The sequence below is a fragment of the Cupriavidus sp. 2KB_3 genome (assembly GCF_052115685.1).
GTDB lineage: Bacteria > Pseudomonadota > Gammaproteobacteria > Burkholderiales > Burkholderiaceae > Cupriavidus > Cupriavidus campinensis.
Genome location: NZ_JBFRHD010000003.1, coordinates 131,717 through 152,843, shown reverse-complemented (window position 1 = coordinate 152,843; position 21,127 = coordinate 131,717). Strand labels below are relative to the sequence as shown.

At 68.1% G+C, this 21,127-nt stretch carries 17 protein-coding genes; 5 read left to right on the top strand and 12 right to left on the bottom strand.

Translation table 11 applies throughout. The features are described from left to right. Positions 1-156 precede the first annotated feature (156 nt). Positions 157-1,035, bottom strand: coding sequence for an MlaA family lipoprotein (locus tag AB4120_RS04000; protein WP_149139414.1), 879 nt, complete (start codon positions 1,033-1,035; stop codon positions 157-159). A 155-nt stretch (positions 1,036-1,190) separates the two neighbouring features. After that, the gene (locus AB4120_RS03995) at positions 1,191-3,917 is read right to left on the bottom strand and encodes an MMPL family transporter (protein ID WP_441641867.1); all 2,727 of its coding nucleotides are present in this window, start codon (positions 3,915-3,917) and stop codon (positions 1,191-1,193) included. A gap of 168 nt (positions 3,918-4,085) precedes the next feature. Here AB4120_RS03995 and AB4120_RS03990 point away from each other — a divergent pair, with 168 nt between their 5' ends. Continuing rightward, positions 4,086-4,727, top strand: a complete 642-nt coding sequence (locus tag AB4120_RS03990) for an MlaC/ttg2D family ABC transporter substrate-binding protein (RefSeq protein WP_144196945.1) — start codon at positions 4,086-4,088, stop codon at positions 4,725-4,727. Between the two features lie 111 nt (positions 4,728-4,838). Here the strand turns inward: AB4120_RS03990 and hpnH are convergent, their stop codons facing one another. Both hpnH and ispH read right to left on the bottom strand, forming a co-directional pair. Further along, positions 4,839-6,005 (bottom strand): adenosyl-hopene transferase HpnH, encoded by a 1,167-nt coding sequence (gene hpnH / locus AB4120_RS03985; RefSeq protein ID WP_149139063.1) that lies wholly within the window; start codon positions 6,003-6,005, stop codon positions 4,839-4,841. Positions 6,006-6,038: 33 nt separating this feature from the next. Beyond that, positions 6,039-7,037, bottom strand: a complete 999-nt coding sequence (gene ispH, locus AB4120_RS03980) for a 4-hydroxy-3-methylbut-2-enyl diphosphate reductase (RefSeq protein ID WP_149139064.1) — start codon at positions 7,035-7,037, stop codon at positions 6,039-6,041. Between the two features lie 212 nt (positions 7,038-7,249). Between ispH and hpnA the strand changes: the two genes are divergently transcribed. Beyond that, a complete protein-coding gene (gene hpnA / locus AB4120_RS03975; protein WP_149139065.1) occupies positions 7,250-8,242 on the top strand; it encodes a hopanoid-associated sugar epimerase in 993 nt (330 codons plus the stop codon). A 24-nt stretch (positions 8,243-8,266) separates the two neighbouring features. Here hpnA and AB4120_RS03970 read toward each other — a convergent pair whose 3' ends face one another. The 4 genes from AB4120_RS03970 to AB4120_RS03955 form a co-directional block, all read right to left on the bottom strand. Then, complete coding sequence (locus AB4120_RS03970) at positions 8,267-9,409, bottom strand: glycosyltransferase (protein ID WP_441641895.1); 1,143 nt, start codon at positions 9,407-9,409, stop codon at positions 8,267-8,269. A gap of 20 nt (positions 9,410-9,429) precedes the next feature. Further along, positions 9,430-10,338, bottom strand: a complete 909-nt coding sequence (locus AB4120_RS03965; protein ID WP_211943569.1) for a ferritin-like domain-containing protein — start codon at positions 10,336-10,338, stop codon at positions 9,430-9,432. Between the two features lie 278 nt (positions 10,339-10,616). Beyond that, positions 10,617-10,883: a hypothetical protein gene (locus AB4120_RS03960; RefSeq protein WP_144196949.1), complete on the bottom strand. Its 267-nt coding sequence runs from the start codon at positions 10,881-10,883 to the stop codon at positions 10,617-10,619. Positions 10,884-11,058: 175 nt separating this feature from the next. Then, positions 11,059-11,328, bottom strand: a complete 270-nt coding sequence (locus AB4120_RS03955; protein WP_149139066.1) for a hypothetical protein — start codon at positions 11,326-11,328, stop codon at positions 11,059-11,061. Positions 11,329-11,526: 198 nt separating this feature from the next. Between AB4120_RS03955 and AB4120_RS03950 the strand changes: the two genes are divergently transcribed. Continuing rightward, entirely contained in the window at positions 11,527-12,639 is a 1,113-nt protein-coding gene (locus AB4120_RS03950) for an AGE family epimerase/isomerase (RefSeq protein WP_149139067.1), read from the top strand. Between the two features lie 28 nt (positions 12,640-12,667). Here the strand turns inward: AB4120_RS03950 and AB4120_RS03945 are convergent, their stop codons facing one another. Continuing rightward, positions 12,668-13,525: a LysR family transcriptional regulator gene (locus AB4120_RS03945; RefSeq protein WP_144196952.1), complete on the bottom strand. Its 858-nt coding sequence runs from the start codon at positions 13,523-13,525 to the stop codon at positions 12,668-12,670. Between the two features lie 129 nt (positions 13,526-13,654). Here AB4120_RS03945 and mdtD point away from each other — a divergent pair, with 129 nt between their 5' ends. Continuing rightward, on the top strand, positions 13,655-15,061 hold the full coding sequence (gene mdtD / locus AB4120_RS03940; protein ID WP_262389786.1) for a multidrug transporter subunit MdtD: 1,407 nt from the start codon (positions 13,655-13,657) through the stop codon (positions 15,059-15,061). A gap of 10 nt (positions 15,062-15,071) precedes the next feature. On the opposite strand, the gene AB4120_RS03935 is transcribed toward mdtD, so the two are convergent. The 3 genes from AB4120_RS03935 to AB4120_RS03925 all read right to left on the bottom strand — a co-directional run bounded on the left by AB4120_RS03935 (position 15,072) and on the right by AB4120_RS03925 (position 16,542). After that, positions 15,072-15,443, bottom strand: coding sequence for a hypothetical protein (locus AB4120_RS03935; protein WP_186296803.1), 372 nt, complete (start codon positions 15,441-15,443; stop codon positions 15,072-15,074). Beyond that, complete coding sequence (locus AB4120_RS03930; RefSeq protein ID WP_149139068.1) at positions 15,440-16,111, bottom strand: alpha/beta hydrolase; 672 nt, start codon at positions 16,109-16,111, stop codon at positions 15,440-15,442. The genes AB4120_RS03935 and AB4120_RS03930 overlap by 4 nt, the downstream gene beginning before the upstream one ends. A gap of 119 nt (positions 16,112-16,230) precedes the next feature. Next, the gene (locus tag AB4120_RS03925; RefSeq protein WP_149139069.1) at positions 16,231-16,542 is read right to left on the bottom strand and encodes a hypothetical protein; all 312 of its coding nucleotides are present in this window, start codon (positions 16,540-16,542) and stop codon (positions 16,231-16,233) included. Between the two features lie 463 nt (positions 16,543-17,005). Between AB4120_RS03925 and AB4120_RS03920 the strand changes: the two genes are divergently transcribed. After that, a complete protein-coding gene (locus tag AB4120_RS03920) occupies positions 17,006-21,103 on the top strand; it encodes a cobaltochelatase subunit CobN (RefSeq protein ID WP_187645236.1) in 4,098 nt (1,365 codons plus the stop codon). Positions 21,104-21,127 lie beyond the last annotated feature (24 nt).

Genomic DNA, 21,127 nt, shown 5'->3' with positions numbered 1-21,127 from the left:
CCCAGAGCGGCGGTATAGACACGCCCGCCGACACAATTGTTGGCAATCGACCTGGACGAAATTGCTTACGATGGGCGGGGCCACGGACTCCGCATCCGAGGCTTTGGTGTCCGCGCTGGCCTCGGCGCGGACACGGCTTTTTTCCGGTGCCCCTTACTACTTCGCCATGCCCGGCGCGGGCGCCGGCGTAGCGGCCGGCACGGGTGGGGTGGCTTCGGGCTTGGCGCCGTCGGCGTCCGGCTTGGCCGGTGCGTCGGGGGAAGCCGGCGTGTCCGGCTTGATCCGCTTCGGCACGTCCGAAGGCGTGCCCTCATCCTCTTCGTCATACGACGGCAGATCGTCGCCCCCCTGGCCCAGCAGGTAGCGGCGCCGCTGCAGATAGCCATCCCGCACGAAGGAATACTTGTCCAGCGCGGCCAGCGAGAGCAGGTCCGTTGCGCCGAGCAGGTTGGTCCGCACGTTCACCACGTTGAGCGCGAACAGCGAATTGCGCCATGCCGGGTCGAGGTAGTGCGCCGGGTCGAGGTAGAAGCTGCCGGCCAGCCCGATACCATCGCGCACGGTGCTCGGCCCGAACAGCGGCAGCACGATGTACGGCCCCTGCGGAAAGCCCCACACCCCTAGCGTCAGCCCCAGATCCTGCGAATGGCGCTCAATGCCGGCCGCCGTGGCGATGTCGATCAGGCCGCCGATGCCGAGCACCGAGTTGATCGCCACGCGCATCAGGGTTTCCGCCGCGGCGGTGCCCTTGCCCTGCAGCAGATTGTTGGCGAAGTTGCCGACGTCGGCCAGGTTCGAATAGAAGTTGGTCACCGCCTGCCGCACGGGCTCGGGCGTCACCGCCTTGTAGCCCTTGGAGATGGGCACGGCCACGTACTCGTCCACCGTGTCGTTGACCTTGAAGGTCACGCGGTTCATGGGCTCGAGCGGATCGTCCGGGTTGGCCTGCGGGCCGGAGGCGCAGCCCGCGAGCAGGGCGGAGAGGGTGGTGGCGGCGAGTGCGCTGGCGATCCGGGAGCGGCCGGTCAGGCCCATCGAGCGGGAAATCGGAAGACGGCGGGCGCCGGGCAGGAGCGGGAGACGGGAGAGCATGGTGAGACGGTAGGTCTTTCTTGATTTCTTGTGGTTATGGGGGCCGGCCGCCGGCACTTCAAGGGCTGCGGCAGGCAACAATACCGCATCACCGCTACTTACCGCCTGGTATTCCCGTGGTCTGCCCCATGGTGGTTATCGGCGGAATTCCCCAGCGTCGTAGCCACCGTCAAGGGGGGTAGCGAGGGGCCGAGCGGATCGTGGCGCCCCACCGGCGCCCGGCGCGGCCGCCCCATCAGGATCGGCTGGAAGAACACCGCGCCCGCCAGTGTGGTGACCAGCGCCAGCGCCAGCAGCTTGCCCATGCTCGCCGTGCCCGGGTGGTGCGACAGCCAGAGGCTGCCGAACGCCGTGGCCGTGGTGGCGGCGCTGAACAGCACCGCATGCGTCAGGCTCGATTGCAGCAGCTTGGTCTTGCCGTTGCGCCACGCAATCACGTAGTAGATCTTGAACGCGACGCCGATGCCCAGCAGCAGCGGCAGCGCAATCACGTTGGCGAAGTTCAGCGCGATGCCGAACACCACGCACAGCTCCAGCGTGACGATGCCGGACACCAGCAGGGGAATCAGCGTGCGCAGCACGTCGCCCACGCGCCGCAACGTAATCCAGAGCAGCACCGTAATCGACAGCACGGCCCACAGGCCCGCATGGCTGAACGCGGTCATGATCGTGTCCGCCGAACCGCGGATCGCGATCGGGCCACCCGTGGCATCAGGCTGCACGCGCGCCATCACGTCCAGGAAGTGGTCGAGCGCAGCCGCGCGCGCGGCCTCGTTCTTGACCCCGGGAGGCGGCAGCTTGGGCGATACGCTGACCAGCGCCTTGCCGTCCGGGGCCAGCCAGTCGCGCACGAGTTCCGGCGGCAGCGTCTGCTGCGACACCGGCTCCGGCTGGAGCGAGCGTTGCAGCGTGGCGAGCGCAAGCCGCAGCGGCAGGGCGATGGCCCGCTCGGCACGGTCGCGCGTGGCAGGTTCGGCATCGGACAGCTTCTTCAGCGAGCGCGACAGATGCGCGGCGGCTTCCGCGCCCGGCCCGGGATGATCGAGGGCGGCCAGGTCGAGCTGGCGCGAGGCGTTGCGCAGCGATGCCACGCGCCGCACGTCGTCGGCCGGTTCAGACGGGGTCTGCGTCAGCGCCGGCATCATCGTCTTCGCCAGTCCGGCGATGATCGCCAGCTTGGGCGCCTGATCGTCGGGGATGAAGGTGCGCAGCGTGACCACGCGCTCGACTTCGGGCAGGGCCTTGAGCTTGTCTGCGGTGCGCTGGGCGGCCGCCAGCGACGGGGCGAGTACCTTCACGTCGTCAGTGCCGGCCTGCGGGGCATCTTTGAGCGCCAGCAGCGTGGACATCGACTCGGAATGCGGGTCCTTCAGGTGCAGCGGATCGAAATCGAACTTCAGGTGCGGCAGCAGCGGAGCGCCGCCGATGATCACCACCAGCACGCCCACCAGCACGCCCTTGCGATGGCGCTCGAAGAACGCATCGGCCGGGGCCAGCCAGCCGAAGCCCGGCAGCTCGGCCTCGCCCTTGGGGCGCAGCACGCGGATCAGGGCCGGCAGCAGGGTGAAGGTGGTGGCGTAGGCGATGAACATGCCCACGCCAGCGATCTTGCCCAGCTCCGCCACGCCACGATAGTCGGTGGGCAGGAAGCAGAAGAAGGCGGCGGCAGTAGCGGCGGCGGCCAGCGTCAGCGGCGTGCCGACGTCGCGCGCGGTCAGCCGCAGGGCCTCGTCGAGGTCGTCGTGCTCGTGCCGCTCGGCGCGATAGCGCACGCCAAACTGGATGCCGAAGTCCACCCCCAACCCGACGAACAGCACGGCGAATGCCACCGAGATCATGTTCAGCGCGCCCACCATCATCAGGCCCAGCGCCGCCGTCATCAGCAGGCCGGCCACCAGGCTGGCCAGCACGGCCACGATCAGGCGCGCGGAACGCAGCGCCATCCAGAGAATACCGATGACCACCACCAGCGTGAGCACGCCGTTGAGCACGGCACCTTCGCTCACGGACGCGAACTCGTCGTCTGCCAGCGGCTGCGGGCCGGTGAGGCGGACGGCCGCGCCATAGCGCTGGTCGAGCTTGAGATCGGCGGCGGCGCGGCGGATGGCCTCGCTGGCGCCGGCACCGGCCTTGAGGTCGCTGAAGTCGAGCACCGGCGACAGCGTGACGAAGCTGAACGCCCGGCCATCGGCATTGGGCTTCAGGCTGTCGTCGACCAGTCCCATCCAGGACAGCGCCACGGGCTTGTTGGCCAGCACGCCGTCCACGGTGGTGGCGCTGGCTGCCAGCAGCTTCTCCATGTCGCCCAGCTTGATCTGGCCCAGTTGCAGCGGCAGGGTCAGCGTGGTGGTCAGCAGGTCTGACAGCCCGCGCAGCGTGGGGTCATGGGCGAGGTTGTTGATCAGCGGGCGCGCCTGGGTGAGCTTGGCGGCCATGTCATTGACCGAGGCCGTGTCGGCGAACAGCAGGCCGTTGCGCTCGAAGAAGGCGCCCGCGCCGGGCTGGCCTACCGCGCGGAAGCGCTGCGGCTGCTGGCGCAGGGCGTCGGCCAGCTCGTTGGCGGCCGCGTCGGCCAGCTCCTTGGCCGGGGCCTGCACCACGGCCAGGATCATTTTGTCGCGCTGCGGAAACGCATTGCTGATGGCCGCGTCGTTCTGCGCCCACGGTTGGTCGGACTCCAGCAGGCGGCTGATATCGGTATTGATGGCGAAATTGCGCGCCATGTAGACGCCGCTGGCGATGGTGAGCAGCAGCGAAATGCCGATCACGGTCCAGGCGCGGACGGTGGAAAACTTGACGATACGGGTCAGCGTGGATCTGATCATTTGCGTGGTGTTCTGGCACCCGGCCCGGCCGGGGCGCGCGGAGGCGGCAGCCCGGAGTATAGCCGCTGGCGGCGGCTTTCCCGCACCCGCCGCGGTCCGGCCGCGCCGCGATCCGCTATATACTGCCCCGACTGGCCCTGTGGCCGATTATCCCTGCATCGGAGACTCATGAACCGACAATTTCCCACCGCCATCATCGCTCCCGCGATTGCCCCCGTCACCGTGGCGATTGCGGCCGTGGCGATGATCGGCACCGCACACGCCCAGACGTCACCTGACAAGCTCGTGCAAACCGCCGTAGAAGGCGTGATTGCCAAGATCAAGGCCGATCCCGAGACCCGCAGCGGCGATCTGGCAAAAATTACCGCCGTGGTGCAGCGCGAGTTCCTGCCTTACACGGATTTCGGCCGCACCACCCGCCTCGCGCTCGGCAATGCCTGGAAGCAGGCTACCCCTGAACAGCAAAAAACACTCCAGGAGCAATTCACCGCCCTGCTGGTGCGCAGTTACGCGGTTTCGCTCTCGCAACTGCGTGACCAGAGTCCCAAATTTACCTACAAGCCGGCCAAGGCTGGCAGCAGCGCCAACGACTCCGTGGTGGCCACCCGCGTGCTGAACAACGGCGACGAGATGCTGATCGACTACCGCCTGCAGCGCGGCAACGACGGCTGGAAAATCTACGACATCAACATGATGGGCGCCTGGCTGATCGAGGTGTACCGCAAGCAGTTCGCCGACATCGTTGCCCGCGACGGCGTGGACGGCCTGATCAAGTACCTGACCAATCACAACGCCCGGGCGGCGGCTTAATCGCCCAAGCAAAAAATGAAGCCGATTTGGCTACAGACGTAGTCAAATCGGCTTCATTCATTTGAAGCGTTTGCCCCGGCCGCTTGCGCGGGCCGGGGTGCGTTCATGTGCTCAATGCGTCGCTTGCGCCTGCACGGCCTCGGCGCGGCTGCCCTGGGCTTTCTTCAGGTTGCCGATTTCGGCCAGCTTGATCTCCACGTGGCGCGAGAACACGTAGTCGGCCGGGCGCTGCTTGTCCAGCGAGATGTCCGGGGCCATCGCGCCGGTCGTCTTCACGCCGCGCAGGGTCACGCCAAGCGCCTTGAGCGGATGGGAGAACGTGTCGGCCACAGCGGTGGCTTCAAAGCCGCTGTGGACCATGCAGTCGGCGCACTTTTCATAGTTGCCGACGCCATAGGCGTCCCAGTCCGTGTCTTCCATCAGTTCCTTGAAGGTCTTCACGTAGCCTTCGCCCACCAGGTAGCACGGGCGCTGCCAGCCGAACACCGTGCGCGCCGGGTTGCCCCAGGGCGTGCACTTGTAGGTCTGGTTGCCGGCCAGGAAGTCCAGGAACATCGTCGACTGGCTGAATGCCCAGTTCTTGCCCGCGCGGCCGCGCGAGAGGATGTCGCGGAACAGCTGCTTGGTCTTGTTGCGGTTCAGGAAGTGCTGCTGGTCCGGCGCGCGCTCGTAGGCATAGCCCGGCGACACCGTGATGCCGTCCACGCCCATCGCCTTGACCGAGTCGAAGAACTTGGCCACGCGGTCCGGCTTGGCGTCGTTGAACAGCGTGCAGTTGATGTTCACGCGGAAGCCGCGTTCCTTGGCCATGCGGATGGCGTCCACGCAGCGGTCGTACACGCCTTCCTGGTTGACCGAGTGGTCATGCATCTCGCGGTCGCCGTCGAGGTGGATCGACCACACGAAGTACGGGCTCGGCTCGTACTGGTCGATCTTCTTCTCCAGCAGCAGCGCGTTGGTGCACAGGTAGACAAAGCGCTTGCGGGCGATGATGCCGCGCACGATCTCGGGCATGTCCTTGTGCAGCAGCGGTTCGCCGCCGGCGATGGACACCACGGGCGCGCCGCACTCGTCCACGGCCTCCAGGCATTCCGCCACGGACAGGCGCTGGTTCAGGATGGGGTCCGGATAGTCGATCTTGCCACAGCCGGAGCAGGCGAGGTTGCAGCGGAACAGGGGTTCCAGCATCAGGGCGAGCGGATAGCGCTTTTGCCCGGAGAGGTGCTTGCGAGCAATATAGGCGCCAACGCGGGCGACCTGCAGAAACGGAATGGCCAAGGGGTGCTTCCTGTGAGGGTTCGGCGGTGCGGTTCAGCCTGCCGCCGTCTGGTCGGCGAGGCGCGCATCGCGCTGTTCGGTTGTCTTGCTGGCGGGTTGCGCCAGTGCTGTGTCGGCCAGTTCGGCCGGCAGGCGGAATTCCGCGTGTTCCACGATGCCTTCCATGGTCGATACCTCGACCGGCCCGAGTCGGCGTAATGCCGCGATCACGTCTTCCACCATCGCCTCGGGCGCCGAGGCCCCCGCGGTAATGCCCACGACATCGGCGTCCCGAACCCAGGCGGGATCCAGCTCGCTGCCATCGGCAATGAGGTAGCTCGGCACGCCGCTTTCCGTGCCAATTTCGCGTAAACGGTTGGAATTGGAGCTATTTGTCGCCCCAATCACGAGAATCACATCCACCCGCGACGACATCTCGCGCACCGCACTCTGGCGGTTCTGGGTGGCGTAGCAGATGTCGCGCGTGTTCGGCCCCACCAGATTGGTGAAGCGCGCCGCGAGCGCCGCAATGATATTACGGGTGTCGTCCACGGACAACGTGGTCTGCGTGATATAGGCCACAGGGGCATCCACCGGCAGGTCCAGCGTGGCCACTTCCGCTTCATTCTGGACCAGGATCACCTTGCCGGGGATCTGGCCCATCGTGCCTTCCACCTCGGGGTGGCCGGCGTGTCCGATCAGGATCACGTGGCGGCCGGCCGCGGCATACTGGCGGCCCTGGGTATGCACCTTGATGACGAGCGGGCAAGTCGCATCGATCGCGTGCAATTCCCGCCGCTGGGCATCCGCCACGACTTCCCGCGAGACCCCGTGGGCGCTGAAGATGGTGACCGCGCCGCCGGGGACTTCTTCCAGTTCCTCGACGAAACGCGCGCCTTTCTGCCGCAAGCCTTCCACCACGTGCTTGTTGTGGACAATCTCGTGCCGGACGTAGACGGGGGCGCCGTGCTTGACCAGCGCGCGGTCGACGATCTCGATCGCGCGGACCACGCCGGCACAGAAGCCCCGAGGCTGGGCGAGTATTACCTGCATAGGGACGGCCCCCCGACCCACTGACGAATATTCAACATTTTCTTATCTTGGTATGCCGGCATCACTTTCCGGCTCACGGTGGTTACTATATACCGGTGCAGAAATTTCTGTCTGGCACGTTGGCTGGGGCCAACACGGGCTTTTGGCTCACAATGCACGTGGTTTAGGGCCTTAACGGCCCAAAACGGCAATCTGTAGACAGGGGAACTGAAATTAACAATTGCATTTTGGTGACAGGCGCGTCGGGCTTTCTTGGCTCTTCTGTGATGCGGCAGGCCCTCGACCGGGGTTTCCAGGTCCGGGTGCTGGTGCGGGCCACCAGCCCGCGTGCCAACCTCGCCGGGCTGCCCGTGGAGGTGGTGGAGGGCGATATGCGCGACGCGGCGTCCATGGCACGCGCGATGGCGGGCGTGCGCTACCTGTTCCACGTGGCGGCCGACTATCGGCTCTGGGCGCCCGATCCGGAGGAAATCGTGCGATCCAACGTGGATGGCACCGTGACCGTGATGGAAGCCGCCCGGCAGGCCGGCGTGGAGCGCATTGTCTATACCAGCAGCGTGGCCACGCTGCGCGTGGCCGGCGCCACCGCGCCCGTGGACGAGACCGCCGCCATGGCGGGCCACGAGGCCATCGGCGCCTACAAGCGCAGCAAGGTGCTGGCCGAGCGCGAGGTGGAGCGCCTGGTTGCCGAGGGGTTGCCGGCGGTCATCGTCAACCCGTCCACGCCGATTGGCCCGCGCGATGTGCGACCGACGCCCACCGGGCGGATCATCGTCGAGGCGGCCACCGGCAAGATCCCGGCCTTTGTCGATACGGGGTTGAACCTCGCCCATGTCGATGACGTTGCCACCGGCCACTTCCTGGCGCTGGAGCGCGGCAAGATCGGCGAACGGTACATTTTGGGTGGTCAAGACGTCACTTTGCAGCAGATGCTGCACGACATTGCCGGCATGACCGGCTGCAAGCCGCCCACCGTGCAACTGCCGCGCTGGCCGTTGTACCCCTTGGCGCGGGTGGCGGAGACCGTGGCGCGCTTTACCGGAAAGGAGCCGTTCGTCACCGTTGACGGCCTGAAGATGTCTCAATACCGGATGTTCTTCACCTCGGACAAGGCCCGGCGCGAGCTTGGCTACACGCCGCGGCCCTATCAGGAAGGCCTGCGCGACGCCCTGACCTGGTTCCGCGAGGCTGGCTATCTCAACTAGCACTATGTAGATATAGGAGCGCGCTCAGGAGCGGATCGGCGCCTGGGCGCGGCCTTTCCACTGGCCGCCCCGGCGCAGCCAGTAGCGGCGCGCCGAATCGAGCGTGGCGCCCAGATAGAACAGCGCCGTGAGCGGCAGCAGCGGCGCCAGCCACGCCGGCTGCCGGTACTCGCGGAGCATCGGCCGATAGCTGACCGCCATCAGTATCCACGCCAGCCAGGCCGGCCACAGCGCGGCGCCTCCGGCCAGCGCCAGCACGGGCGGGGCCAGGTAGGTCAGGATCATGCCGAGCGTGGCGCCGGCCAGCATCCAGGGCGAGTAGTGCAACTGGGTGTAGGCGCTACGCGCGATCATGTTCCAGAGGCTTTCCCAGTCGTCATAGGGGCGCAGCGAGATGCTGTCGTCCGCCAGATCGAGCCGGATTGCGCCGCCTTCCTTGATCCGCGCCGCCAGGCTGCAATCGTCGATCAACTCGCCGCGTATGGCATGGAAACCGCCGATGCGTGCCAGCGCCGAGCGCCGTGCCAGCATGCACCCGCCCGCCGCCGCCGCGACGCGGCTGGACGGGTCCGCCACCCGCGCGAACGGGTAGAGTTTGGCGAAGTAGAAGACAAAAGCTGGCACGATCATGCGTTCCCAGGCCGATTCGCAGCGCAGGCGCACCATCAGCGAGACGAGGTCGCGGCGCTCATCCTCGGCGCGGGCCACCAGTTCCGTCACCGTTCCCGGGCCATGCCAGATGTCGGCGTCGGTGAGGAAGGCGAACCCGGCGTCGGGCATCTGCACGTCGGCAGCGACCAACCCTTCGGACTGCGCCCAGACCTTGCCGCTCCAGCCGGTGGGCAGGTCGCGTGCCGCCACCACGGTGAGCTGGTCGGCCTTGCCGATCGACAGGGCTGCGGCTCGCGCAATGTCGGCGGTGCCGTCACTGCTGTGGTCGTCCACCACGATCAGGTGGAGCCGGCCCGCATAGTGCTGGCCCAGCACGCCAGTCACGGCGCGGCCGATCACATCGGCCTCATTGCGGGCGGGAATGATGCCGACCACGGGCGGCCATGCGGCAGGGCGGGGGGAGGGCGCGGGCTTGCGCACGCGCCAGAAGCCGGCGCGGGCGAAGACCAGCACGCACCAGATCAGCAGGACCAGCAGGGACAATCCAAACGCCATGGCGTGCGTCAATTCCAGATTCATTTGAGAAAGCGGCGCACCAGCCGGGCCAGCCGGGGCACCGTGGTCGGGCGCAGAAGCCGCGCATCATACCCCGCCATGCGCCGCGCGTCCTCGGCCAGGCAGAGGTCGATCATGGCGCCGGGGGAGAGCGTCTGGCCCAGCGTATCGGCCGCGTTCATCGGGAAATTCGCATCCTGGGCGGCGCCGTCCACATCCACGTCGATGCCGCGCGCGATGCCGATGCGTTCGCGGATCAGGAAGAACCAGACCCGCCAGACCTTCCAGGCGAAGGCCGGCTTGCGCCACCACGGCAGGCTGGCGCGATACCAAGCCACCCAGTTCGCAAAAAACAGGATATGGCGGCCTTCTTCCTGGATCACGGGCTCAAATGTCTCGACCAGCTCGGCCGGGAAGAAGCCGGAATCCTTGGCCGCGGCAAACAGCCCGAACGCGGCAAAGCTGTCGATGCACTCGCTGTAGCCGGTCACCAGCCAGCCCCATTCGGGGTCGGCGGGCGGCAGGTACTCGGGTTCCGGTGCCAGCGTGATGCCATACGCCTCCACCAGCTTGGCCAGCACCACCTTGTGGCGCGCCTCCTCGTCGGCATCCATCTCCAGCGCGCTGCGCAGCAGCGGGTCGCGCACGGTGCGGGCGTAACTGTGCACGCGGATGGACGCACGGCCCTCGGTTTGCACGGCGATGTCCCAGATCGGCAGCGAAGTCACGCGGCGCAGCGCATCGGGCGGCAGCACCGGCCAGTCGATCACGGACGGTTTGTAGGGGTTGTGGGTCTGGAGCAGCATGTTGCAGAACATGCGCAGATGCTCGGGAGAGCCGATGCGGAGCCGGTCCGGCAAGGGATCGGTCCAGTGGCGCATGGCGTGGTCGGCCTGCTCCACCGCCGTGCGGGCGATGGTCGCCGCCACGGCGGCGGCGCGCGCTTCAGCGCTGGCGGGGGCAGATGGGCTCGGCGAACTGGCGGTGTCGGCAGGGGCGGATGGCAGGTCCGCGACGCTGCCATCGGCTTCGAAAGCTCTTTTCATTGGCGCTCCGGGCAGGGGATGCGGAGGCCATTGTATCTAGCGCCGGTCAATATCGCAGGCCAGGGCGGCCTGATTTTTTAGGGCGCGCACTGCCGCGAGCGGGCTTTCGGCGGGTGTTCGGCGGGTGTTCGGCGGGATTTCGGCGGATTTTCTTGCCGTGCCTACCGCGCGCGCGATTCGTGTCCGGGGCGGCGGTGGGGGTCAGGCGGGAATTCGGGGAAGACATCGCACTCGCCCCGCACAATGTTCTCGATGGTGGCGCAGATGCCCTCGGTGCCGCGCGGCCCCACGCAGACCAGGCTGCGCGGATGGTCGGAATGCTGCGGGATGGCGTAGACATGCATCCCTTCACGATAGAGGGGATGCCGCGCGAGCCGCTCGTTCATCAGTTCGACAAAGCGGCGAGGGCTGACAGTGGGCTTGTCCATCGCTTTTCTCCGAGGGGCATACGGGAAAAAACGGGACAAAGCGTCCCGTGCCGTGTGCCGCCACACCTTCAGGCTAGGCCGGCGGCCACGGTGGATAAAGGGGCGAAAATGGAAAAAGAGGCTAACCGCCCCTAACAGCAGCCAAACGGATAATGGATGCGCTTAATGGCGTATATCAATGGCGCATATCTTTTGGATACATGCCGGGCAGCTCGCTCGCGGCACGCTGGCCATCGAGCATGCTGTTGCCGGCCGCCCAGCAGGCCGCTTCCGCCTCGGCCTGTGAGCCATAGTCCGTGGCGGCCTCGATCATGCTGTCGCAGTCAGCACCACCGCATTTCTCCTCCACGACGATACGCCACGTGTAGCGTCCGGGTGGGTCTTCCATCACATGCATCACAAGGGTGCGACGGTGGTCGGCGATTGTCGTGGGATGAGCGGACATGGCGGTTCTCCCGGAGGGCAGGGTTACGACCGGTGGTGGACTTTCAACATAGCACCGCATGGCCGCTTTGCCAGTGTCATCTGCCGCCGTGCGGCGCGCGCGGCGCACGGCGCCTTCCGCCGCCCTGCCATTTCCAGTATCTTGTGTCGCCTGGGCAGTGGCCGCGCAATGCGGCAGCGCCCGTATTTCGCTCACCCCATGCTCGCCTCCCCGACACTTTCCGAACGGATTGCCTCGCTGATCGCCCATTTCGACACGGCCATCCTGCCCGCCTGGACCGGCCCCGGCTGGCGGGCAGACCTCCGGCTGGCGCACGAGGCACTCGACGGCGCCACCAGCCAGCCCTTGCCAGACAGGCGTTTCCGGGCGATGGCCTGCGCGCGGCAACTGTACGTCTTCGCCACCGCCGGCCACCTCGCCCACGCCGATACGCTGTTCACCTCGCTCCAGCACTATTTCGGCGACGGGGCGGGCGGCTGGATCTACAGCATCGATGCCGATGGCGCGCCCCTCGATACCACCCGCGACCTCTACACCCATGCGTTCGTGGTCTTCGCCTGCGCCCACTACCATCGCGCCGGCGGCAGCGCGGCGGCGCTCGACACCCTGCGCCGCACCGTGGATGTGATCGAAAATCGATTTGGCGAAGGAAACGGCCTCTATCACGCGGCTTTGTCGCCCAATTTTGCGGTCAATGGCGGGGGCGTGCTCCAGAACCCGATCATGCACCTGACCGAGGCCTACCTCGCCGCCAGCGAGGTGACCGGCGACCCCTGGTTCGCCGCCCGCCTGCCGGAGATGGCGGCGGCGGTGGCGCAGCGTTTCGTCGATCCCGCCAATGGCTGCGTGGCCGAGCAGCCGCAGGGCACGCCCGGCAACCGGATCGAGCCGGGGCATCAGTTCGAGTGGTATTCGCTGGTGATGACGGCACCGGCCCTGTTCGCCGATACGCCGTTGCCGGCCTCGCTGCGCCGCGCGTACGACTTCGCGCGTGCCCATGGTGTGATCAATGACACACTCGGCGTCAGTGCCGCGCTCGATCTGGACGGCGCGCTGCAGGACGGCACCCAGCGGATCTGGGCCCAGACCGAATTCGCCCGCGCGCTGGCCGTGAAGGGCACCGTGGAGCAAGACCCGGCGCCGCTGATCGAACTGGAGCAGTGGATCGACCGCTTCCGCAGCCGTTTCCTCCATGCCGATGGCTGGCACGAATGCGTGGCGCCGGATGGCGAGGTGGTGCGCGCCGAAATGCCGTCGACCACGCCCTACCACCTGCTCACGGCTTATCAGGCGCTGCGCGCGCTCGGCTGAATCGACGACGAAGCGGGCTGCTGACGCATCAATCCGTGCGCGATGCGCGCAGATCACTCTTGCGCAGCAGCGTCAGCAGCGTCTCGGCCGGCTCCGACAAGCGGCCCGCCGCCAGCGAGATGAACTCCACCTCCGGCAGCGCCGGCAATTCCTGACTGTTGACGGGCGGCACCAGTCCGCGCCCCGCCAGCGCCTGCGCCCGCACGGTGATGCCAAGCCCGCCACGCGCGGCCGCGATGCAGCCCGAATGGCTGCTGCTGGCGCAGACCACACGCCAGGGCCAGCCGGCCTTGGCCAGCGTGGCGAGCACAATCGAGCGCGTGACGCTGGGCTCGTTCACCAGGATCAGGGGCAGCGGCTGGCGCACGTCGATCACTGTGCCCGGCCGCGCCAGCCATTCCAGCGGCCCCCGGAACAGCGACACGCCGCGCCGGTCGCCTTCGCGCCGCTTGCCGATCATCAAATCCAGCATGCCGGCATCGACCAGTTCATAGAGCTTGCCGGTCATGCCGATGGTGATTTCGAGTTCTACATCGGGATGGGTGTCGCGGAACGCCGCCAGCACATTGGGCAGCGGCCCCTGCGCGAGGTCGTCCGAGGTGCCCAGCCGCACACGGCCCTGCAGCCGGGGCGCGCTGAACTGGGATTCGGCGCGCGCCAGCGCCTCCAGGATCAGCCGGGCGTGCACGAGCAGCGCCTCGCCATCGGCAGTCAGGCGCAGGGAGTGGGTGTCGCGGATAAACAGGCGCCGGCCCACGCTGTCTTCGAGCCGGCGGATATGGTCGCTGACCGACGATTGCGAGAGGCCAAGCTGGCGGCCGGCATCGGTGAAACTGCGCGCCGTCGCCACGGTGGCGAAGGTCTGGATCCAGACGGGATTGAGCATCGGCCGATTGTCATCGGATTTTGCGATTGCAGTCAATAACGCCAGAGGGGTTCCCGATGGCTATCCCGGTGTTTACCATAGGGTCCATTGTTCCTGGCCACTGCCGACCAGGGATTCCAAAGAATTCCCATGACCACCGCTCCAGCCCCCGCCAGCCCAGCCGTCGCCTCGCAGAAGGCCATGCTGTGGATCGTCTTCGCCGGCTTCTTCATGCAGACGCTGGACACCACCATCGTCAACACCGCGCTGCCCTCGATGGCGCACAGCCTCGGCGAAAAGCCGCTGGACCTGAAACCGGTGGTGGTGGCGTACACGCTGACCATGGCGATGCTGACCCCGGCCTCCGGCTGGCTGGCCGACAAGTTCGGCACGCGGCGCGTGTACTTCTGCGCCATCCTGATCTTCGTACTCGGCTCCGTGTACTGCGCCACGGCCCATACGCTCACGCAGCTGGTGATTGCGCGGGTGCTGCAGGGCGTGGGCGGGTCGATGCTGCTGCCGATCGGCCGGCTGGCCGTGCTGCGCAATATCCCGGGCGAGCAGTACATCGCGGCGCTGGCGTTCGTGTCGATTGCCGGGCAGGTGGGGCCGATCTTCGGGCCGGTGCTGGGCGGCTGGCTGGTGCAGAGCGCGTCCTGGCACTGGATCTTCCTGATCAACGTGCCGGTGGGACTGGTTGGCCTGCTGGCGGTGCGCCGCTACCTGCCGGCGGGGGAGGCCGGCGTGGCGCCGCCGTTCGACTGGGTGGGCTGCGGGCTGCTCTCGCTGTGCATGGTGGCGTTCTCGCTGGCGCTGGACGTACCGCACGGCGCCTCCCACGCGCTGCTGTGGAGCCTGGTGCTGGCCGCCGTCAGCATCGTCGCCGCGCTGCTCTATATCCCCCATGCACGCCGCCACAAAACGCCGCTGTTCCGGCTGGCGCTGTTCCGCGAGCCGAACTTCAGCGTGGGGCTGGTGGGCAATCTGGTCTGCCGCATCGGTTCCGGCGCGGTGCCGTTCCTGCTGCCGCTGCTGATGCAGTTGCAGCTGGGCTATTCCCCGTTCCATTCGGGCCTGATGCTGCTGCCGGTGGCGGTGGCCGGGGCGGTGTCCAAGCGCTGGATCGTGCCGCTGGTCAACCGCTACGGCTACGACAACTTCCTGCTGGTGAACACGCTGATCGTGGGGGCCTCGATTGCCTCGTTCGCGGCGATGTCCCCGGGCTGGCCGCTGGCCGTGTCGATCCTGCAACTGGCCACCTTCGGCGCTTCCAACTCGATGCAGTTCGCGGCCATGAACAGCGTGACGCTGAAGGGGCTCTCGCGCGAGGACGCCGGCAGCGGCAACAGCCTGTTCTCGATGGTGCAGATGCTGGCCATTGGCCTGGGGGTGACGATTGGCGGCGGGCTCGTCAGCCTGTTCTCGAACGAGCTGGGCGTGGCCGCACCCGCCTATCGGCTGGCCTTCCTGGCGGTGGGCATCATCACGCTGCTGTCGGCCTTCGTGTTCCGGCGGCTGGACGGCGAGGCGCTTAATCCCGTGCGCCGCGCGGTCTGAGCCGGATTTGTCACTCGGTCACGCCGTTCTCATGGAGCAGCCGTTCGCATTCGTCCAGCATGTCGTGGGCGAAGGCGGACTGGTAGTTCGGATCGAGCGCTTCCATCATCTCGTGCGCGGCGTAGAGGCCGGCCTCGCGCGAGAGCGATTCGGACAACTGGCGCGCGAACTGGTCGCTCAGTTCCGAGAGCAGGCGCCGTTCCGATAGCGCCAGCTGTAGCTTCGAGCGCGACAGCCACATCCCGGCCAGCGTGGCGCCCTGCGCGTCGGTCATCCATTTGCCGTGTTCGTAGAACGCCGCCAGGCGCTCGGCCGTCAGCGCGAACAGCAGCGCCTTGCGGGTGTTGAAGTCGATGCGGGGCGGGGGCGTGGTGGGAATCATGCCAGCCGCTCGCGCAGCCACGCGCCGATATCGGCGATCTCTTCCAGGCAGACCGAGTGCGGCATGCGGTACGTGTGCCAGGTCACCGGCTGCTCCCGCGCGGTGAGGAAGTCCCGGGCGCGCGTGCCCAGGCCCAGCGGCACCACGTCGTCCTCGGTGCCGTGCGCGGCGAAGACCGGCGTGGCGGCATTGGCGGGCGTGGCCTCGGCCGCGATCAGGTCCGGCGCGGGGATGTAGGTGGAGAGCGCAATCACCCCGGCCAGCGTCTCCGGGTGCGTCAGGGCCGTGGTGTAGGCGACGGCGCCACCTTGCGAGAACCCGGCCAGCACGATGCGGCTCGTCGGCACGCCGCGCGCGTTCTCGCGCGCGATCAGCGCCCGGATGGCCTCGCGCGAGGCGCGGATGCCCGCCTCGTCGGCACGCCGGCCGGCTTCGTCGAGCGAATAGATGTCATACCAGGCCGGCATGACATAGCCGTTGTTGCAGGTGACCGGAATCGCCGGGGCGTGCGGGAAGATGAAGCGCACCGCCAGCGTGGCGGGCAGGCCCAACTCGGGCACGACGGGGACGAAATCGTTGCCATCGGCGCCAAGGCCGTGCATCCAGATCACGCTGTGCGTGGGGTTTGGCGCGGTCTCGAGGTCAATCGCGGGGAGAAGGGTGCTCATGGGCCGGTTCCTTGAAGTCCTGGTGCAGACGTGCGCATGCCGCCCCGGTGCGGGGGCGGCATGGCATCGAACGCGGCGAGTATCGCACAGCCGGGCATGCCGGCCGGACGAAGGAACGGTCAGGCGGCCGAGGGAACGATAGGTACGGTGGTCAGCCCCGGCGCCACGCGCGCGGGCTGCGAGGCCGGCGGCAGGGCGGGTGCCCCGGTGGTCGGCGACATGGCCGCGTGGCGACGGTCCGCCACGCCTTCGACACCGGTCGCGCCCACTTCCTCGAGGAACGCGATCATGTTGCGGTAGTAATCGACTTGCATCTGCGCTTCCAGCAGGCGGCGCTCTGCCTGAAAAAGCGTCAGCCTCATGTCTTGCAGTTCCTTCTCGGCGATCTTCTCTGGCGTCGGCGGACTGAACAAGTTGGCAAGCGAACGCATGGCAGTTACCTCCAGGGCTGTCTTACGGCTGGGTGATTCGGGATGTGCGCGCCATAGGTCAAATATAGTCGATCCGCCGCGAGGTACACGATGGGTCACCACAATGCATGTGGCGTCGCCCACAAGGATGATTGCCGCCACTTGCATGGATGAGTAGATTGTTCGCCCATTGGCCTCCCGCCCCGGGATTCCGGGCCGTGCAGGCAATATCCGGGGCGATTCGGACGCCATACTTTGTGATTACTACCCGCGGCTTTGTGACGTAATTGCCTGTCGTGGTCAAATTTGCCAACCCGCTTTCAGGCGCCCATCGCACGAAAAAAACAACACCGGCGTGGATGGCGCGCAACAGTAGGTGATCTGCGCGCATCAAACATCTGTACGAAAGGCAAGCGGTGGGCGCATCCCCGCCGGGTAAAATGCCGAGCCAGCCGCTTCCGCGATGTGCGGTGTGCTGCCCGCCATGCCATCCTGCCCCCGCCGAGTGATTCCCCATCCTGCCTTCGCCAGTCGCCTGCGTCCATGCTTTGCGCTGCTCTGCTGCCTGATCTGCGCCCTGTGGCGGCTGCCGCCGGCGATGGCTGCCGCGCCGGTGCGCGTGCTCGTCGTCACGTCGAATGCGCACCTGCTGCCAGCCGCCGAGGCCGCGTTCCGCGCCATGCGCGGCAACGCGCCGGCCACCTTTACGTTCCGCACCGATGCACCGGACGCGGCAACGCTCGCGCAGGCCGACGTCATCTATGCACGATTCGCCCCGGCCACGGTGCTGCGCGCGATGGCGCCCGGGGTGCGCCAGGCCGCCGCACGCGGCGCGCTGGTCTTCGGTGCGCCGGCGGAGAGCGTCGATGCGGCGTGGGGCCCGGGCGCGGCCAAGCGTGATGCCAGCGATGCCGCGCAGCCCTACTGGGAGGCTGGCGGCGTGGACAACCTCGCCGCCTTCCTTGCCCTTGCCGTGGCATCACGGCAGCGCATGCAGGGCCTGCCGGCGCAGGACGTGATCGCGGTGCCCGCCGTGCGCCCCGCGCCAGCCGCCGGCATCTACCATCCGCGCGCGGCGCTGCCGTTCGCGTCGCTGCAGGATTACCTCAAGTGGTATCGGCAGGCCGGCATCGTTGGCGATGGGGCGCCGCTGGTCGGCATCGCCTTCTACGCCACCCACTACCGCCAGCGCGACCTCGCCCATATCGACGCCCTGATCGCCGGGCTGGAGCACCAGGGGGTGGGCGCGGTGCCGGTGTTCGGCTGGCCGCTCTCCGGGCTCGATGCGCTGGTCACGCAGGATGGCGCGTCGCCGTTGCGCGCGCTGCTGGCGCTGAACCTGACCATTCCGCGCGCCGAGGACAAGGACTGGCTGGCGCGGCACGGCCTGCACACGATCAACCTGATTGCCACGCGCGACAGTGAAGCCGGCTGGCGTGCCGACGTGCGCGGCATCGCCGGGGAGCGGCTGCCGCTGCTGCTGACCGCGCCCGAGCGCAGCGGCGCGACTGAGCCGATCCTGTTCGCCACGCAGGAAGGCGAGGAAGGGGGCAAGGCCAGCGCGGCGGTGCCGGAGCGCGTGGAGGCCATCGTGGCGCGCGTGCGCCGCTGGATCGCGCTGCAGGACAAGCCGCCCGCCAGCAAGCATGTGGCGGTGCTCTACTACAACAACCCGCCCGGGCGCGGCAATCTCGGTGCGAGTTATCTGGCCACGCTGCCGTCGCTCACGCAGATCCTGCAGCGACTGCGCGCGGCGGGTTATCAAACTGGCAACCAAAGCAGCGACGACTTGCCCGATACGCCCACGCTGACCGCGCTGCTGGAGGCGAACGGGCGCAATATCGAAACCTGGTCGCCCGGCGAACTGGCGCGCATGGTGCGCGGCGGCCACGTCACGCTGCTGCCGCTGGCGCAGTACCGGCGCTGGTTCGAGGCGCTGCCGCCGGCCTTCCGCGCCGCCGTGACGCGGGCCTGGGGCCCGCCCGAGCGCAATCCGCTGATGCTGGCGCGCGACCCGCAGGGCGAGCCGGTCTTCGTGATTCCGGGCCTGCGCTTCGGCAATGTCTTCGTCGGCCCCCAGCCGCTGCGCTCGACCTTCGCGCGTGCGATGGACACCTCGCACGACACCATCACGCCGCCGCCGCATTCCTACCTCGCCGCCTATCTCTGGTATCGCCATGCCTTCGGCGCCGATGCCGTGGTGCACGTGGGCCGGCACGGCACGCTGGAATGGCTGCCCGGCAAACAGGTGGGGCAGGCCGGCGACGATAGCGCCGAAGTGCTGCTCGGCGACCTGCCCAACGCCTACGTCTACATCCAGGACGGCGGCGGCGAGGCCATCCAGGCCAAGCGCCGCAGCGCCGCCGTGCTGGTGAGCCATCTGGCGCCGCTGCTGGCCAGCGCCGGCCAGCCGCCTGTGCTGGCGCAGCTGGACGAAGCCATCGAGCAGGCCGAGGCCACGCGCGACAGCTCGCCCGAGCTGTCGGCGCAGTACCGGCAGCAGGCCATCGCCCAGATGCGCGCGCTGAAGCTCGACCAGCAACTGGGCCTCGATGCCAACGCACCGTGGGCGCAGATCGAGCCGACCCTGCACGCCTTCCTGCACAAGGTGGAGGCCGAGCCGATGCCGCTGGGCATCCACGCGCTCGGCGAAATGCCGCCCGAGGCCGATCAGGTGGACGCGCTGGCGCTGCTGCTCGCGTCCCAGCTCCGCAATCCCGCCCATGATGCCGATGTGCGTGCATGGGCCGAGGATCTGGTCGCGGGCCGCGTGCCGTCACTGGCGGGGATTGCCGAAGATCAGGTGCCGGCGGTGCGGTCCGCGCTGGGGCTTGCCCGGCAATGGCTGGCCGATCTGCGCGCATCGCCCCGGGCCGAACTGGACGGCCTGGTCACCGTGCTGGCCGGCCGCTATCTGCCGACCGGGCCGCTCGGTGACCCCGTGCGCACGCCCGACGGCCTGCCCACGGGCCGCAACCTGCATGCCTTCGATGGCGCGAAGATCCCCACGCCGGCGGCGTGGGCGCTCGGCAAGACCATGGCCGCGCAGACGCTGGCGCGCTATCGGCAGGAAACGGGGCGGCTGCCGGAGTCGGTGTCGATGGTGCTCTGGTACGGCGAGACCGAGCGGCATCAGGGCGCGATGGAGGCCGAAGCGCTCTGGCTGATGGGCGTGGCGCCGGTGTGGAACGCGCGCGGTGGCGTGGAGGACGTGCGGCTGATTCCCGATGCCGAACTGGGCCGGCCCCGCGTGAACGTGCTGCTGACCATTTCCGGCATCTACCGCGACGGGTTTGGCGACAAGGTGGCGCTGCTCGACAAGGCCGCGCGGCTGGCCGCCGCCGCCGGCGACAACGCCATCAGCCGCCACGACCGCACGGTGGCCGCCGCGCTGGCCGCCCGGGGCACCGACTCGGACACTGCCGGCAAGCTGGCCCGTGCCCGCGTGTTCGCCGCCAAGCCCGGCAACTACGCCATCGGCGTACAGCAGATGGTGGAGCAGAGCCGCGATGCGCAGGACGGCCCGGACGCTCTCGCGCGGCAATACCTGCGCTACATGAACTTTGCCTATTCCGCCGAAGGCTGGGGCGCCAGCGCGCCGGACGCACTGGCGAGCCATCTGGCCTCGAACGAGGCGGTGCTGTTCTCGCGCACCAGCACGCTGTACGGCGCGCTGGACAACGACGACACCTACCAGTACGCCGGCGGCCTGACCGCCGCCACGCGCGCGGTGCGCGGGCGGGCGCCGCGCCTCTGGCTGCACAACCTGCGCCGCGCCGGCGAGACGGATACCGTGGACGCCCGTACATGGCTGGCCACCGAGCTGAACGCGCGGCAATGGAACCCGAAGTGGATCGGCGCGATGCAGCGCTCGGGCTACGCCGGCGCGCGCGAGATGTTTAAGGAAATCGAGCACCTGTACGGCTTCCAGGCCACCGTGCCGGAGCAGATGCCGGGCGAGTTCTGGCAGCGCACCTATGACGTCTACGTGGCCGACAAGCTCGGCCTCGGCATGGACGCCTTCTTCCGGCAAGCCAATCCGCACGCGCAGCAGGGCATCCTGGCGCGGCTGCTCGAAGTGGACCGGCAGGGCAGCTATCGCTTCACGGACGCGGAACGCGCCGAGTTGCTGCGCCGCTATGCGGACGCCGTGCGGCGCGATGGCCTCTCCTGCACGGCCAATACCTGCGGCAACCCGGTGCTGATGGCCCATATCGCGCAGGCCGGCCGGGCGGCACGCGTGGACCCGGCGCTGCTGCGCGCGCTGGGCCGGCAACTGGCCGATGCAGTGGTGGCGCCGGGGCCGGTAGCGCGACCGTCGATGACCGCCAGGGCGGTGCCGGCGCCTGTGCCGCAGGCAGCGGTCCCGGCCAACGCCCCGCAGCCGGTGACGGGTCAACACCTCGTCCCGCGTGCTGAACCGGCGGCGCCTCTGTCGCCCGCCCGCTCGCACCATGGCCTGATCGCGCTGGCGCTGGCCGTGCTCGCCATCGCGCTGGGCGCCCTCCGGGAATGGCGCCGGGCGCGGCGCGTGGCCTTGCCGGCTGTCGATGGACAGCCACCCCACATCTCTTTATCCTGATCGCCTTCAAGCGACCCGCCCCCG